Raw genomic sequence first — 16,319 nt, forward strand, 5'->3', positions numbered from 1 at the left:
AATCATCTGTTGACCAGCTGTTCCACATTGTCGAAAATGTCGCTGCTCTCATCTATCTTCTCAGCAGAACCGATGACACAAATACACTCATCGGACATAAATGCATCCACATATTCAGCCAGTTTTCTGATGGCCTCGTTGTCTGTCGCAAGAAGCTCATCCCTGTTCTTCTGGATGTTCTCCATCTTTGCATTGCAAAGGAATGCAGTAAGTCCGTAGGAGCCCTTGGCTGACGGAGGCTTGGGTGTATCAAGATCCGAAATGGCTCCGATGATGTACTGAAGAATGGTCCTGTCATCGGCCTCAAAGTTCCTGAGGTATTCGGAAGCCTTCTCAAATACGTCAATACTGTTCTTGAGGTTGGGGTCTCTGTAGGTCACAAAGGCCGCATCACCGTTCTTGGCAAAGCTGCTCATACAGCCGTAGGCTCCGCCCAGAACCCTGATGTTCTTCCAGAGGTAGTCATAGGCCATCATAACCTTGAGAACTCTGAGTGCTCCGTTATACTTAAATCCCTTGGAGGCGAAGTTGCCGGCGCGGCATACATACTGCACCTGTCCGGCGGTCTTGAAGGCCTCGTTGCGTTTAGCGGGGGTAAGCTCAAGACGTCCCTTCTTAACCTCATCTGTATAAAGGATGTCTCTGAAGGCTTTGGCCTCTTCCTCAAATCCCTGATATTCCTTGTCGGTTCCCGTGATATCGATAAGAAGATTCTCAGGTCTGAAGATCAGCTTGCAAAGATAGGTGAGCTTCTCCACCAGGTCTTTTGCCCCGTCTTCTGTCTCCAGCTGCTTATTCAGCACCTCAAGATGTCTGAAATTGGCAATTCCGCTGACACTGTCTGAAACCATAGCTGCAGGTGAAACATAGCTCATGGCGCGAAGTGTTGCAGTCTGATGTCCTGCGGCAGCAAGGTCGGACTGGCGTCTTGCGTACTGCTCGCTGAAGATCTCCTTAAGTCTCTTGGGATCGTCAAATTTGGTTGTCTTTATAATCTCTTTTACCAGGTCGAAGGCGTAGTGCAGATTCTCATGGAGAACCTTGACGCTTATCTCGAATCTGGTCTCAAACTTCGATACATCGTTAGAATCAGTGTAAGTGCTGATGGAACCGCTGATTCCGCCGGTCCTTATGTTGATCTCGTTGTAGAGGTCGCCGTAGGCATAGTGCTCGGTGTTCAGCATTCCAAGGACTTTCTTTAAGGATGCCGCATAGGGAAGAAGCTCTGCATCCACATCCTTCATGTCAAACAGGAAGGTTATATATGCAATGCCGCTGGTGAAGATATCATGGAAAAGAATCTTCACACCATCCGCTTCTCTGAGTTCATAGATGAACTTCTCCGACTCCTTCTTCATGTCGGCAAGAGTAAGAAGGGGAATGCACTTTAAAGCCTCGGGGTCATCGGGAGTATCCTGATATTCCTTGAGCTCTTTGGTCTCTTTAACGATGGTCTTTATCTCCTCGGGGGATAAAGAGTTCTTATACTTCTCAAGCTTCTCCTTAAGGGCAGCGTCCTTCTTCTCGGTAAGGCCCTGCTCCGGTTCCAGTACAACCACGGTTCTGTGGGGATTGTCCAGAAGGTACTTCTGAACAAGATCCTCAAAATAGTGGCCCTCGGCCTCCTTCTTGAGCTGTGCGAAGGTATCATTGGCCTCCACATTTATCCAGGGCATGTTGTCATCATAGAGCCAGCTGTCCATAACCTGCAGGCCGTAGAGAAGTCCCTTGGGATATCTGCCAAAGTCGGCCTCTCTGTATTTGAACTCATCAAGAGTAAGCCCGGCCATAAGAGCCTTCTTGTCGATGCCCTTCTCCACCTGCTCTGTAAGGACCTGTCTTATGGTCTCAACGAACTCATCCTTCTGGGATACATCCGCATTCTTGGCAATTATGGAAAAAATAGGCTGCTTGATGCCGTTGTCGTATTCACTGTAAACATCCTGGCCGATGCCTTTTTCAACAAGGACCTTCTTGATAGGGGCGCCGGGCGCTGAACACAGGGCATAATCCAGAATATCAAAGGCTATATAGAGCTTTCTGTCCAGGGTTGTACCTGCTGTGCAGTTGTAGGACAGGTAGGTATTCTGAGAAATCGGATCATCCTCAAGGATGGGATAAGGCTTAACCACCTCTCTTGGCGCCTCAAATGCCTTCTGAGAAGTAATCTCGGAATCCACCTCAAGACGGTCAAAGTTTGAAAGGTACGCTTTATCAATGTAATCAAGCTTCTCGGCCATATCCATATCTCCGTAGAGATAGATATAGCTGTTTGACGGATGATAGTATTTCCTGTGGAAATCAAGGTAGTCCTCATAGGTCAGCTCAGGGATCACATCGGGGTCTCCGCCTGACTCGATTCCATAGGTAGTATCAGGGAAAAGAGAATTCTGAATCTCCCTGCTGAGCATGTCATCCGCTGAGGAAAAAGCTCCCTTCATCTCGTTGTAAACAACACCGTTGATGGTAAGATCGGAGTTCTCATCCTCCATCTCATAGTGCCAGCCTTCCTGACGGAAGATCTTGTCGGTCTTGTAAATATTGGGATAGAATACCGCATCCAGATACACGTGCATAAGGTTCTGGAAGTCCGCATCATTGCAGCTGGCAATGGGGTAAACTGTCTTGTCGGGATAGGTCATGGCATTGAGGAAGGTATTAAGGGAACCCTTTACCAGCTCAACAAAGGGGTCCTTTACAGGGAACTCCCTGGATCCGCACAGAACTGTGTGCTCGATGATATGTGCAACACCTGTGGAGTCCTTGGGCGGAGTCCTGAAGCCGATGGAGAATACCTTGTTCTCATCGTCATTGGACAAAAGAGCTATCCTGGCACCGGTCTTTTTGTGGCGAATAATATAGCTCTCGGAATTAAGGTCCTCTATCCTCCTCTTCTCTACGATCTCATAAGCTTCTAAATCTTCTATTCTCATGTATTGTTTTCCTTTACTGTAAATTTATAAATAACGCGCGAGAAAACCCCTTCCGAAGAGTTCGGTTATGGGATGAATCGCTTTACTCGAACCTTTGTTCGTGATAGAATAAACATATCGGAACCTTGAAAACTGTATATATGAGGTTGCACCACGAATCTAATAAACCAAGAACCTGTGGTGCGTAAAATATACAAGGTGTTTAGTTCCCAAGCGCCACAAGCGCATATATAACACTTAAAGTATGCCGAAGGGATTTCCCGACGGAGTAGCGGCACCGTGAATGTGCCTTACTATACCGTAAGGTATTGTAGAAACCATTTCCGATAACATCGGTGATGGTAGTTCATATATCGAAATCATCACCTTCTGTGAAGGCAATGTCAAAATCATCCTTAGGTGCCGCCGGTGCAGATGCCTTGCCTGAATCAGGCTTTGCATCCCCGGGACGGTTGATGTGGAGCTTACGTCCATCGGCTCCAAAGCCTGTAAATGTCTTGGGCCTTTCCATGTTCATGCGGGGCGTCTCATCGTCATCGTCTGTGGGAAGTACCATTCCCTCAGGAACGAAGCGGGGCTCAGGTGCTGCCTCTTTTTCCGGGGCAGGCTCAGCATATGCCTCTTTTGCAGGAGCCGCGGGTTCTTCTTCGGAAGCCGCGGGTTCTATGGTCTTCTCGGGCTCATCAGGTTCTTCCTCTTCTTCAGGCTGCGCGGGCTCTTCCGGCTCCGGTTCGTCAGCCTTAGCAGGCTCAACAGGCTCGTCGGGCTCGTCCTCAAACTCATACTGTGAGGGCTTTTCGGGGTGGATAACCCTGGGCTCTTCGTCCTCTGCTTCGGGTGTCTCCTGCTCTTTTACCTCTTCGTAATCAGTCTCCAGGGGCTCTGTGATCTCCCGGAAGATGTCAGGCTCAACGTACTCGGCCTCTTCGTAGGAAGGTGTTGCTATCAGCGAGGCAACACAGCCAAGAATAAAGGCATAATACACGGTAACAAAAGCCTGAGTATTCATGCGGGTGGCACCCATGAAAGGAACCGTGGCAAAAATGAAGATCAAAGATAAAAGCCACGGGGAAATGCGTTCAAAGTTTCTGTTGCGCCAGAATCCGAAGATAATGCCGGCCATGGCAACAACAGTTACAAGATAAAGTATCTTGTGATCTGTATAAGTCCAGAACATGCTGAAGGTGTTAAGGTTGTGGAAGTAATAGGCTGCCCAATCCTTGAAGGAAACATCGGCCATCATGAAGCCTCTCTCCTGGACCAGCATTCCCGCAAAGGTAAGTCCTGCGCCTACAAGGAGCATCAGTACTGAGAGGATGCTCTGTCCAAAGGTCCTTCCGTAAATAAAGAAGGTGGCAATGATAAAGGGAAGTATCATGATGATGGTTCCGGCATCCACATAGGCCATAAATCCAACGATTATGCCCACAAACAGGAACCAGATGATCCAGCCATAGGATTTGTAGCCCCCTCTGTAAGCCTTCTTCAGGAAAAGAGCCACAAATAAAAGTTCAATTCCGAACATGGCCATAAACAGATAATCGGTGCTGATCTCCGCTCCGGTAAAAAGGACGGTAAAAATCGGCACAAATGCTACATAAGCGGTGAATACAATGGATGCAGCCCATCCAAGCAGCATCTTTACCGTGAAAAATGCACAGATCATGAATATCGCAAAGCAGGCCATCTGGAAATAGAAAACCACAGGAAGAAGGTTTCCCGTAAAGAACAGGACAAGTCTCAAAATAAAAGAATAAACATTTGATAACAGATCGTACTCGGGAGTGAATTTGTCTCCGCTTATCATGGCGTTCTCATAAAGGCTCACCTTGCCTGTGATACCGCCGGAGTAATGCTCGAAAAGAAACTCTCTGTATACGATACTGCCTATAATGATGACTCCCGCCAAAAGCGCATAGACTACATGTATCCATACGCTGTCCTTGAGGGAAGCCGTATCTATCCTGTCGCAAAGCTTGCCCAGAAGAAAGGTAACAAGCGACATGATCAGTATACTTATGCCTGTAAAGACAAGTGAATAAACAAGCTTGTTCTCATATGGAAAGAGTCCTGAAAAGAAACTCACGCTTGCCACCATACCGATTTCAAATATCAAGAATAATACCCAGATGCCTATTGCAGGTACACTGCGCCTAAGTTTCATTTCAGAACCCCCATTATAATGATTTTTATTTTTTGAAGAAAGATTATTCTTCAGGCTCGTCCCAGTTGTGATATACGTTCTGTACATCGTCATCCTCGTCAAGAAGATCCAGGATTCTCTGGAGATACTTAACGTTCTCGGGATCTGTTACAGCAACGTAGTTCTGAGGGATCATTGTAACCTCAGCCTGAACTGTTGCGATGTTCTCCTTGCCAAGAGCCTCAACTACAGCCTGGAAATTATCGGGAGTTGTGAGGATCTCATAGCTGTCCTCTTCCTCATTGAAATCATCTGCACCGGCATCAAGAACCAGCATCATAAGATCGTCTGAAGACATACTGCACTCTTCCTTGTCGATGATGATCTGTCCCTTGTTGTCGAACATGTATGATACGCAGCCGGGAGTACCAACGTTTCCGTTACCCTTTGAGAATGCTGCCTTAACATTGGAGGCTGTTCTGTTCTGGTTATCTGTAAGTGCCTCAACGATGATGGCTGTTCCTCCGGGGCCGTATCCTTCGTATGTAATGCTCTTATAATCAACGTTGCCTTCTGCGCCGGAAGCCTTCTTGATACCACGCTCAATAGTGTCGTTAGGCATATTGTTGGCTTTAGCTTTGGCAATTACTGTTGCAAGCTTGAAGTTGTTGTTGGGATCGGGACCACCCTCCTTAACAGCAACCGCAATCTCTCTTCCGATGATGGTAAAGATCTTGCCCTTAGCTGCATCATTCTTCTCTTTCTTGTGTTTGATGTTTGCGAACTTTGAATGTCCTGACATAAAAAACTTCCTTTCGTATCACTTAAATCTATTTTGCTATTTCCGATTCGTTTTCCGTATCCTCCACCTTTTCTTCAGGGAGCTTCGTAAGAAGCACATCCTGAACCATGTGGTTCTGTACAGATAGGATCTTGAAATTATAGCCGTCTACATCTACGTCGAACTCGACGCCTTCCTCGGGGATCCTGTCAAGTTTTGATATCAGGTATCCGTTGAGGGTTTCAAATTCACTCTCCTCAAAGGTGATCTTGAATCTCTTCTCAAGAACTTCAAGAGGAGTCTTGCCGTCTGCAATAAACTCACCGGCAGTTCTGGTGGGCTTGACGTAATTCTCATCCTCGTCATACTCATCCATGATGTTACCAACGATCTCCTCAAGGATATCTTCCATGGTAACAAGACCTGCTGTCTGGCCGTACTCATCAATAACAATAACCATCTGGGTCTTGCTGGACTGCATACTGTGGAACAGTGAATCAATGTTCCTGGTTTCGGGAACAAACTTGGGCTGACGGAGCAGTCCTTTGATCTTCCTGATGGGCAGCTGCTCGTCCGTCTCAGCTGAAAGCTTCTTAAGTGCATCCCTTATATGCATGATACCGATTATGTGGTCGATATCATCCAGGTAAACCGGGAATCTGCTGTTATTGGTGTTCATCATGAAGTCTACGGCTTCCTTCAGACTCATGTTGGCATCAATGGCGACCATGGTATTTCTGTTGGTCATGATATCCTGAGCTTCCTTGTCGGAAAACTCGAAGATATTGGTGATCATGTCCGCCTCAGTTTCCTGAAGCACGCCCTGCTCCTGGCCTTCATTTACCATGGACTTGATCTCTTCCTCGGTAACATCGGTGATGTTGTCATCTCCCCTGATTCCGAAGATATACAGAAATCCGTGAGCCAGGCCGCTTACAATGGCAACAAAGGGATACAGGATCGTCCTGAAGAATACAGCCGGGTAAAAACAGCCGTACGCCCACTTCTCGGGATTTCTTGCCGCAAGTCTTCTTGGGATCATGATGCCAAAGCACATAAGAAGCAGTGCCACAACAAGTCCGGTTGCCAGAAGAATGATCTGCCCCGGTACGCTGTCCGGCTCCACCGCAAAGATTGTCGCAAGCCAGCTTCCGAAATCCACGGTGAAAAATCCGCCAAGGATCATGTTTATAATTATCTTCAGAAGCTGCATGGCCTCTGTGTGAGAAGCTTCATCCTCAAGTATCTTAAGGAGTTTCCCACTTATCTTGTCTTTGTTTTCGCTGCTTCTTTTATCAAGCTCATCCTTACTGACATGCTCGAGTCCCATGGCAAAGCCGTGGATCACGATATCAATTATGAGAATGATAAAAAAAGCGAAAATACTGACAGAAGGCAAGCCTTCGTCCATAATAATTCCTCCTGACTTATATACAACAGGTCAAAATACACGCAAAATATCAAATTACACTATAACACATTTTAGGTTGAGGGACTACCTTTTTTCGTGACAAAAAGCTCTTCTAGCTGTAATCAATTTCTGAGGCATCCTATAGGAATGACATATACCCCATCTTCTCTTTTGTAACCATATTCAGTAGCGGTGATTACAATCTTAAGATCCGGAAGCCTCAAAGGAACCTGTTTCTCCTTCTTGTTGTACTCGCTAATAAGCCTCTCAATTTCACATAAATGCTCTGCTCCCATATCTATATCTTTACTACCGAGTTTGAACTCTATAAGAGCATATCTTCCATCTTTCAAATGGAGCACAGCATCTGCTTCCAGACCATATCTGTCATGATAATATGAAACCTCACCGTTCATTCCGGAAGAGTATATTTTAAGATCTCTGATACATAGCGATTCAAAAAGAAATCCCAAGGTCTTAAAATCAGTATTAAAGTACTCCGGAGACAGGCCCAGAGCCGCAACTGCTATAGATGGATCTACCAGATTACGTTTATTGCCGGCTCGAATTGCTTCTTTTGATCTTATTGCAGGACACCATGCAGGCAGTTCATCAATTATAAACAAGTCTTCAAGATCATGAAAATATTCATAAAATGTAGGTTTGGACATTTCCGACGCTGAAGAAGTATCTGCAATAATAGTCTTTGTTTCTGCCAAAGTACATATATTCCTGGAGTATGATCTAAGCAATCGCTCAGCCCAGAGCGGATTTCTCTTAGTGTGGCTGATTTTTGAAATATCTATGTGACATGTCTGATAAAAAAGATCTGAAGCTATGGAAAGTGCTGCGTCCCTGTTCTCTATATCAATGCTTTGAGGCCAACCGCCGCGGCAGATTGCATAAATCAGATCATCAATGCTTAATTTTGATTCTTCCCATTCAACAGGCTTTCCATCAAAAAGATCCATCAGCGAAACACTGCCCGTCGACTCTCCGCTCTCATAAAGACTCATCGGATACATTTTGAGAGTAGAAATTCTTAATGTTCCTGTATGTGCTGTTTCTGCTTTTTGAGAAGAAGATCCTGTCAGGATATACTGACCTTTAAGACCGGTATCATCAATATCCTTTCTTACCGCGCCCCATATCTTAGGAGCATCCTGCCATTCATCAAATAACCGGGGCTTATCTCCGATCAGCAGCTTAGATGGCATATTCTCTGCCACAGATAAATACTTCTCTCTGTTATCTTCATCCTGAAACTCTATATAGCTCCTGGCAAAATGTTTCCCTGTTGTAGTCTTGCCACAACCTTTGGGGCCGACTATCAGTGCTGCTCCGAACGCTTCAAGTTTAAGTTTTAACGCCGAGTCCGTTATTCTCTGGCGATATTTGTTTCCTTTTTCCATCATAGTTTTTCCTTTTTATGCGTTGATATATATGAATATTATAGTCAATCTAACAGATTTGTGCAATTTCATTTAACTGATTTGTGATAAAACAGTTAACACATTTGCCATTCTCTATTTTACATGGGTTGAGGGACTACCTTTTTTCATATAAAATGGTTTAGATGGCTATAAGCCGGGGGGAGTTTATCTATGATCGCATTTATTACCATGATCGTAAATGCCGTAGTTACGGCGTTTCTATATACTGTGAAGGCCTTCTTTTCTGCTTTGCTGTGGTTCTTAAAGCTTCTTTTCAAGGCAGTGAAGATGCTCTTCGTTTTTCTTCCTGTGACAGCCACTGTCTTTTTTGCCCTGCTTGTATTTAATACCTATCTTCTGGTGGCAGGCGCCGTCACTTCAGGTGCTTCTGCTCCGGCTGCTTCCGACGCTCTTATTTATGCGCCGCTGGAGGTTATTTCATCTGCAAACGATGATGCGGGGGCACTTTTGCAGTCCATGTTCACCAAAAATAAAGAAACCCTCCCCTCCATATTCTCATCCCTTTGGAGCTGGTGGGGACTATTTACTGCCCCCTACAGGGGTTCTGCTGCTTTCGTTCTCCTGATTCTTCTTGCGGTGCTGATGTTTGTTCCGGTCCACTGCGTATTTCTGCTGTTGTCTGTATTTTCATCTTTCCTGCCTCTTATTTTCGGAGCCATTTTGGCGGATGCTGTCCTGTATGTTGTAAGAGCGCTCTTTGGCAATCATTTCATTGCTCAGATAAGGGGACGTATGCATCGACTTTTCCCTAAGACCGGTGTGAAATACGAGGAGAAGGAATACGCAAGGAATCTTAAGCAGCGCAACCGGGAATTCCGTGAAGAGGAACGGGAAAAGAGGCGTCATAAGTGGGACGCTTACTACGAGGACGAGGAAGACGAAGAAGACGGCTACTACGAAGATGACCGGGAAGCCTGGGACGATGATTACGATTCTGAGGATGAGGAATACGACGAAGAGTACGAAGACGAAGATGACGACGAGGATGAGGACGAATACGATGCTCCTCCGCACCGGGGCGGCTTCGGAGGCTTCTTCTGGAGGGAGAGCTATCCCCCTCACGGCGGTGACGATGACGAGGATTTTTATGATGAGGAAGAGGAAGACGATGACGAACCCTCACCTGCAACTTCCTTTGACTTCTTTGCGGGCTGCAACAGCCTGGAAAGCGTGAACCGCAAATACAAGTCACTGGTCAAGCTCTACCATCCCGACAATATGGACGGCGACACCGCCGCCCTTCAGGAAATAAACATTCAATATACCGAAGCCAAGAAGCGCTTCAGGTAACTTTTACTGTCACAGAACCGTAGGCAGATATTTCTCATTCTGCTTCTTTATAAGATCATTTATCCACTCTCGGTCCATGATGTCGTCGTAGGCACCTGCCACGACGGACTCATTGGCAAAGCTGTCAAAGCTAATCTGCTTTTCTTCAAGCCGAAGTATCATATCTTCATCAATGGTGTCAGGACACAGAAGGTGATAAACAGTTACGTTCCTGACCTGTCCCATTCTGTAGACCCTGGACAGAGCCTGCCAGGTAAGGGATGGCTTGATCTGGGGCTCACAGAAGATCACCATGCTGGCTGCCTGAATATTAAGGCCCACGCCTCCCGCCTGTACCTGGCAAAGAAGAACGCTTCCCTCTTTTGCATCAGAAAAAGCATCAATGATGCCCTGTCTTTCTTCGGCTGCAACATCTCCGCTGATCACGCCGCTGCATCTTTTCCCAAGGAGCTTATGGACCCTGGCTATGGTCTCCCTGTAGAAGGAGTAAACAACAGCCTTGCGGCCTTCGGCAACCGCTTCGTCGCACAGTTCAAGAAGTCTCCTGCCCTTTGCAGATTCTGTAAGATCCTCCTGCAGGAAGGAAACCCTTCGCATGGTCTGAAAGCTCTTTGTCCCGATGGCGGCAATGTAGGCTGCGGTGTCATCCGCTGTCATGCTGCACCACTCCTCCTTTTCGCTGATGGGAGGAAGCTCGGTGAGGACCTGGCTTCTGGTGCGCCTTAGATACACCGGCGCCAGTTTCTGCTTAAACTCAGGCAAATTGGAAATGTGGGCTACAGACCTGATCTGCGAAGTCATGTCCGGGCGCACGAAATCAAGAAGATTGCACATCTCCTCCACCCTGTTCTCAAGAGGAGTTCCGGTCATCAGAAGGATCCTCTCGGATTCGTTGTCAAGCCGCCTTATGTATCTGGTTCGCTGCGCATCCGGGTTCTTGATGTAGTGAGCTTCGTCTATGATGAGCATATTAAGCTTCATCCTGTTATCGATTCCGTCCACGATCTTTCCCATGGATTCATAATTGGTTATGGCTGCGCCGCCCTGCTGTTTCCACCGGTCAAAAGAATCTTCAATACCCGCTCCATGCAGCGTAAAAGTCCTGATATTACTGAATTTTTCGATTTCTCTGCCCCAGTTAACAAGAACGCTGGCAGGACAGACCACCAGGAAATGGCATATCCCTTCTGCCCTTGCGCTTATGTGAGCCATGGCAGCTATGGCCTGCACAGTCTTTCCAAGCCCCATCTCATCCCCAAGAAGCACGTCCTTCTGATTAAGAATATATTTGGCGCCAAAGACCTGATAAGCCCTGAGATTCCCGGTAAAGCCGGAAAGATCAAGGTCAAGACCGTCTATCTCCTCAGCCAGCATCATGGGAATGCTGTCGTAGACAAAGGGCCTGTTGCCCTTTATGCTCCCAAGGCTTTCAAGGAGCGCATAGAAGTCCGCTCCGTTTTTCTCAAAAGCTCTTATCGCCTCATCGCTGCTGCAGGTCTTCCCCTCTTGATAAAGGTCAAAAAAGCCAAGCACATTCCCGAAAAACTCACTTTCCGTGAAGGTGTATATAAAGTCCGCCATTTCAAGGGTATGCTGTTTTAATTCGCTCCCGGAAAAGAGCCAGTGAACCCCGTTTCTAATAAAGGGATCCCCGGCTATCCTCGTAGCCTGCTCAGAAAGACCCTTTGAAGCAACCCCGGCATCCTTCCTTACCTTTTCGCATTTCATATACCGGAAAAGAGCCGTGATAAGCCCGGTATCCTCTCTTTGAAGCTTTACTGTCTCCCCCTGGGAGAGGCTGTTGGCAAACTCCGTCACGATGCGGCGGATGGCTTCAATCTGCTTATCTCCTATTCCCTCTATGGAACGGATTTCCCCGTCGGAAGCTGCGGCAATGTCGCCAAGGGTATTGTAACCGGCAGAAATAAGGGCAGACACTCTTATGCCTGCCTTTGATTTTTTAAGTTCCTCTACGGAATAGCCATCAAGCTTATCCTTGGCCTGCCTTGCTGCAATTTGCCCGCAAAGCTGCCTTATCTGCTCCCTCTGTAGGTCGCCTTCGGCATACATGTTTTTGCAAGCCGCATCGGCATCGCTTATGGCCCTTATCAGTTTTTTCAGTTCCTTGAAATCAGGTTTTTTCATTTATTTGACAAATACTCTTGGTACTCTGTGATTGATGTCACAGGTAAGCTCATAGTTAAAGCGGCCGCTCATGTCTCCAAGAAGCTCTGCGCTTATTACTTCGCCGCTCTTTTTATCCCTGCCAAGAAGGACAACCTCGTCTCCCTCGGCGATATCAAGAAAGTCCGTTACATCCACCATGAACTGGTCCATGCACACCCTTCCAAGGATCGGCGCTCTGTGCCCGTCAATAAGCACATACCCCTTTCCGGAAAGGCTTCTGGGATATCCGTCTCCATATCCAACAGGGATTGTTGCGATCCTTGTAGGACGCTGTGTAACAAAGGTTCCACCGTAGCTTACCGGGGTTCCTTCGGGAACTTCCTTCACCATTACCACATGGCTTATAAGCTCCATAACAGGCTTAAGATCAATGATATTCCTAGGCACTTCGCTTGACGGCCACATGCCGTAGATAGTCACACCTGCCCTTACCATATCCATTGAGGACTCGGGAACAGCTATGATGCTGGCGCTGTTAGCGCAGTGTTTAACAGGGATCTCATATCCCGTCTCCTCTTTAGCCTTATCAAGGAAATCCTTGAAGACCTGCTCCCTCTCACGGACATTGGTAAGGTCCTCTTCATCAGCCCTTGCAAAGTGTGTAAATATGCCTTCAAGATTGATTCCCTGAAGGGAAAGAACCTTTCTTATAAAATCAACGCCCTTTTCGTCGGGAGTTATTCCTATCCTGCTCATTCCGGTATCAACGGCGATGTGCACCGGAGGCGCCTCTTTGAGTATGCCTTCAGCCATCAGTTCTTTTCCCATATCGGAGAGCTCTTGGGCCATGTCATATCTGAAAACCGTAGGCCTTATCCCATCCGTAAGCATCCTCCTGTAGGAATAGGGGAAGGTGTATCCAAGGATCAGAATGGGCTTTTTGATACCGGCATCGCGAAGTTCAAAGGCTTCTTCAGCTGTAGCTGTGGCATAGCCCGATATATAATCCTTCTCCTCCAGGAAGGCTGCGATTTCCTTAGCTCCATGGCCGTAGGCATCAGTCTTGATAACTGCCATGATCTTCGTGCCTTCAGGGATATTCCCCTTCATGGCCAAAAGATTGTACTCTACTGCGCTAAGATCTATCTTTGCATATACTCTGGAAAACTGTTCCATATCCATCATTTCTCATATCCTTTAATGTAATACTTTACTGATCGCTTCAACTATGTCTGTGGCTGCAACGGCATATTTGCCGAGCTTTTCCGCCGCCGCATCTCCGGCTCTTCCATGGATATAAACTCCGGCGCAGGCCACTTCAAAGCCCGTCATCTCATCGTTCAAAAGAGCTCCCAGCACCCCGGAAAGTACGTCCCCCGAACCTGCTGTTGCCATTCCGTCGTTGCCGCTGACATTGATATAGGATCTCTTCTCATTGCCGTCAGCCACTATGCTGCGGGCATCCTTGCAGATGACTGTGGCATGCATACGCTTTGCCAGCTCTGCGGGATATTGTGTGATATGCTCCTTGCACTCCTTTACACTGCAGTTAAAGAGCCTTGCAAACTCCCCAAGGTGAGGAGTAAGTATCATCTTCTTACCATCTGTGCAATAATTTCCGGCAAGCTCCATAAGTTCGGAATCCTCAGCAATAAGATTAAGGGCATCCGCATCAACCACAAGGCTCTTGTCGTAGTCTCGAAGCATATTGCTTACCAGTTCCCTGCCCTTTCCGAGGGTTCCGATCCCGGGGCCCAAAACCGCCTGGGTTGACCACTTGCAGGCCGCGCCAAGCTTGTCCTCTATCGGCTCAAAGTCCTCGTACACATCAAGAAGTGCCTCGGGAAGAAGCGTCTTTACTGCCTCGGCATTTTCGGAAGCCGTAAATATCCTTACCATCCCCGCGCCTGTTCTTAAAGCTGCGCTTGCCGAAAGTATGCAGGCTCCGCTGATATCCTTTGATCCCGCAACTATCAGGACCTTACCGTTAGTGCCCTTGTTGCCGTCCTTCTTCCTCTCAGGCAAAAGACCTGCCGGCTCGCCGTCATACCAGATAAAACCGGGAGTTCTGTCAAGGAATCCCGCTATGGTTATTCCGACGTCTCTTATTATCACCTCGCCGGAATACTCACATCCCGGATAAAACAGGTGACCAAGCTTTGTAAAGTTGAAGGTAACTGTCTTGTCAGCCTTTACGGCATTACCCATTACCTGTCCGTTATCTGCATTTATTCCCGAAGGAATGTCCACCGAGATAACAAGAAGATCGCTTCCCCGTTCCTTCTTACATTTTTCGATGAAGGAAACCGCCTCAAGGCTGTCACCTGTAAGAGGCCTTGAAAGCCCTATCCCGAACATTGCATCTATTATGATATCAAAGTCACTTGGTCTTTTGTTGTCTCTTATATTGGAAAAAGTGTCACTTGGGACTGCGTAATTTCCGGCAATGCTAAGCTGTTTTAACATGAGATCGCTGCATTTGGTCATATTCCCAATAACGCAGTTTGTCACATTAAAATTCTTCTGCGCAAGGATTCTTCCTGCGCACACGCCGTCACCGCCGTTGTTTCCAACTCCCGCAAGGACCAGGACAGAATACTGTCTGTCTGCTCCCCGGCTTTCCTTCCACTTTATTATCTCATCCGCAATGGCCAGTGATGCCCTCTCCATAAGGACAGCCGTACCGATGCCAAAATACTCGGCAGTGTTTCTGTCACAGATCTTCATTTCCTGACTTGTAACTGCAAATCTCATGGTCACCGTTCCTTTCAAGCCAAAACATAAGGCTGCCAAAGGCAGCCCTACGATAGTTCTTTTGTTTATTCCACGTAATCGTCTTCATCTCCCTCAAGAGGTCTTCTGATGGGATGTCTCCTGTCAGGATCGTACTTAAGGTCGAACAGCTCGATCACTTCCGGACCGAAAATCTGATGCATGTATGAATAGAGATTATAATTCTCCATCTCTCTTTCCTGAAGACGGATAACGTTCTTTTTAAGTTCAACTCTGACCTGCGATACCCACTGGTCAAGAGCCTTTATCTCATCGGTATTGTCGTGGAGCGTCTCATAGCAGGCCTTCATGGTCTCTATCATCAGCTTGTAATCCACATCATATATATCACGGGACAGATCCAGCAGTTCATCCTGGCGTGAAGCAAGCTTGTCATTGCATTCGCCGATGAGTCTTGTTCTCTCTGAGATCTCATGTTCAATCTTGGCGGATCCTGATCTGTTGGCCTGATCTCTTAGCGGAACTATCTCATCAAGCATCTTTTTCTTCAGGCGCTTTATATTTTTGGTCTCGGTTCTGATCTTGGCGTCCCGTTCCACCAGAGAATTAAGCTGATCTGCCAAAGCCTCTATCTCAGGAGTCATCTCCGTTTGTGTAAACAGCTGATGCCACTTATCGTCCAGCGTCAGAATCGGAATGCTCTTTCCTTCCAGCGCGGACATGTAAACTTCATCATTGTTTCTCGCCATCAGATTCTCTCACTATCGTGGTTTTTAGGTTTCTAGCCCTCTTTACGAGGATTAATCGTTGTTTCGTACCTGTTTATATTATACGACAGTTTCATCAAACTGTCAGATAAATGTACATTTTCTACCTGAATATTGTCAGGTACATCCAGGTCAACATGGGCAAAATTCCAGATTGCCTTGATACCGCACTCAGCAAGCTTGTGGGCCATTGGCACCGCCTGATCCTTGGGAATGGTAAGAACAGCTATCTCAATGCCGTTATTCCTGATAAAATCCTCAACCTCATCTATTGGTCTTACTTCCACATCTCTTATCTTCGTACCGTAAAGTGAAGGGTCCTTGTCAAAAGCTCCCTTGAAAACAAAACCTCTTCTGGTGAAGTTGGTATAACCTGCGATAGCCTTTCCAAGATGTCCCGCACCAATGATAACAAGGCTGTGCTCCTTGTCTATGCCCAGGATCTTGCTGATCTCGTCATAGAGATAGCTCACGTTATAGCCGTATCCCTGCTGTCCGAATCCGCCAAAATTATTAAAGTCCTGTCTGATCTGAGAAGCAGTGACGTTCATGATGTCACTGAGCTCCTGAGAGGATATTCTCTCTACACCCCTCTCCTTAAGATCTCCAAGATATCTAAAGTATCTGGGCAGTCTGCTGATGACCGCCTGAGATATTTCTTTTTCTGCCATAATACGCTC

The 16,319-nt window shown here is 46.9% G+C and carries 11 protein-coding genes; 1 reads left to right on the top strand and 10 read right to left on the bottom strand.

Annotation, left to right across the window (positions count from 1 at the left end; all coding sequences use genetic code 11):
• Positions 1-2: 2 nt before the first annotated feature.
• From T456_RS0114385 to T456_RS0114405, 5 genes are all read right to left on the bottom strand, one after another.
• Positions 3-2,933 (bottom strand): insulinase family protein, encoded by a 2,931-nt coding sequence (locus tag T456_RS0114385; RefSeq protein WP_024866717.1) that lies wholly within the window; start codon positions 2,931-2,933, stop codon positions 3-5.
• 346 nt (positions 2,934-3,279) lie between these two features.
• Complete coding sequence (locus T456_RS21565; RefSeq protein WP_024866718.1) at positions 3,280-5,097, bottom strand: hypothetical protein; 1,818 nt, start codon at positions 5,095-5,097, stop codon at positions 3,280-3,282.
• Positions 5,098-5,140: 43 nt separating this feature from the next.
• Positions 5,141-5,878, bottom strand: coding sequence for a YebC/PmpR family DNA-binding transcriptional regulator (locus T456_RS0114395; protein WP_024866719.1), 738 nt, complete (start codon positions 5,876-5,878; stop codon positions 5,141-5,143).
• 28 nt (positions 5,879-5,906) lie between these two features.
• Positions 5,907-7,268 (bottom strand): hemolysin family protein, encoded by a 1,362-nt coding sequence (locus T456_RS0114400; RefSeq protein ID WP_024866720.1) that lies wholly within the window; start codon positions 7,266-7,268, stop codon positions 5,907-5,909.
• A 122-nt stretch (positions 7,269-7,390) separates the two neighbouring features.
• Positions 7,391-8,683: an ATP-binding protein gene (locus T456_RS0114405; protein ID WP_197026904.1), complete on the bottom strand. Its 1,293-nt coding sequence runs from the start codon at positions 8,681-8,683 to the stop codon at positions 7,391-7,393.
• A 189-nt stretch (positions 8,684-8,872) separates the two neighbouring features.
• Between T456_RS0114405 and T456_RS22585 the strand changes: the two genes are divergently transcribed.
• Complete coding sequence (locus T456_RS22585; RefSeq protein WP_024866722.1) at positions 8,873-10,012, top strand: hypothetical protein; 1,140 nt, start codon at positions 8,873-8,875, stop codon at positions 10,010-10,012.
• A gap of 9 nt (positions 10,013-10,021) precedes the next feature.
• Here T456_RS22585 and T456_RS20330 read toward each other — a convergent pair whose 3' ends face one another.
• From T456_RS20330 to T456_RS0114435, 5 genes are all read right to left on the bottom strand, one after another.
• Entirely contained in the window at positions 10,022-12,157 is a 2,136-nt protein-coding gene (locus T456_RS20330) for a DEAD/DEAH box helicase (protein WP_035802233.1), read from the bottom strand.
• The gene (gene alr / locus T456_RS20335) at positions 12,158-13,315 is read right to left on the bottom strand and encodes an alanine racemase (protein WP_035802403.1); all 1,158 of its coding nucleotides are present in this window, start codon (positions 13,313-13,315) and stop codon (positions 12,158-12,160) included.
• Between the two features lie 21 nt (positions 13,316-13,336).
• Positions 13,337-14,893 carry a bifunctional ADP-dependent NAD(P)H-hydrate dehydratase/NAD(P)H-hydrate epimerase gene (locus T456_RS0114425; RefSeq protein ID WP_024866723.1) on the bottom strand — a complete coding sequence of 519 codons (1,557 nt, stop codon included), beginning with the start codon at positions 14,891-14,893 and terminating at the stop codon, positions 13,337-13,339.
• Between the two features lie 65 nt (positions 14,894-14,958).
• The gene (locus T456_RS0114430; protein ID WP_024866724.1) at positions 14,959-15,621 is read right to left on the bottom strand and encodes a hypothetical protein; all 663 of its coding nucleotides are present in this window, start codon (positions 15,619-15,621) and stop codon (positions 14,959-14,961) included.
• Between the two features lie 32 nt (positions 15,622-15,653).
• Complete coding sequence (locus tag T456_RS0114435; RefSeq protein ID WP_024866725.1) at positions 15,654-16,310, bottom strand: redox-sensing transcriptional repressor Rex; 657 nt, start codon at positions 16,308-16,310, stop codon at positions 15,654-15,656.
• Between the last annotated feature and the right edge of the window lie 9 nt (positions 16,311-16,319).

The organism is Butyrivibrio sp. FCS014 (genome assembly GCF_000526935.1).
GTDB lineage: Bacteria > Bacillota > Clostridia > Lachnospirales > Lachnospiraceae > Butyrivibrio.

Excerpts from the sequence above, each read along its gene's own strand:
- T456_RS0114385 (WP_024866717.1), bottom strand. The coding sequence starts at position 2,933 with ATGAGAATAGAAGATTTAGAAGCTTATGAGATCGTAGAGAAGAGGAGG.
- T456_RS21565 (WP_024866718.1), bottom strand. The coding sequence starts at position 5,097 with ATGAAACTTAGGCGCAGTGTACCTGCAATAGGCATCTGGGTATTATTC.
- T456_RS0114395 (WP_024866719.1), bottom strand. The coding sequence starts at position 5,878 with ATGTCAGGACATTCAAAGTTCGCAAACATCAAACACAAGAAAGAGAAG.
- T456_RS0114400 (WP_024866720.1), bottom strand. The coding sequence starts at position 7,268 with ATGGACGAAGGCTTGCCTTCTGTCAGTATTTTCGCTTTTTTTATCATT.
- T456_RS0114405 (WP_197026904.1), bottom strand. The coding sequence starts at position 8,683 with ATGATGGAAAAAGGAAACAAATATCGCCAGAGAATAACGGACTCGGCG.
- T456_RS22585 (WP_024866722.1), top strand. The coding sequence starts at position 8,873 with ATGATCGCATTTATTACCATGATCGTAAATGCCGTAGTTACGGCGTTT.
- T456_RS20330 (WP_035802233.1), bottom strand. The coding sequence starts at position 12,157 with ATGAAAAAACCTGATTTCAAGGAACTGAAAAAACTGATAAGGGCCATA.
- alr (WP_035802403.1), bottom strand. The coding sequence starts at position 13,315 with ATGGAACAGTTTTCCAGAGTATATGCAAAGATAGATCTTAGCGCAGTA.
- T456_RS0114425 (WP_024866723.1), bottom strand. The coding sequence starts at position 14,893 with ATGAGATTTGCAGTTACAAGTCAGGAAATGAAGATCTGTGACAGAAAC.
- T456_RS0114430 (WP_024866724.1), bottom strand. The coding sequence starts at position 15,621 with ATGGCGAGAAACAATGATGAAGTTTACATGTCCGCGCTGGAAGGAAAG.
- T456_RS0114435 (WP_024866725.1), bottom strand. The coding sequence starts at position 16,310 with ATGGCAGAAAAAGAAATATCTCAGGCGGTCATCAGCAGACTGCCCAGA.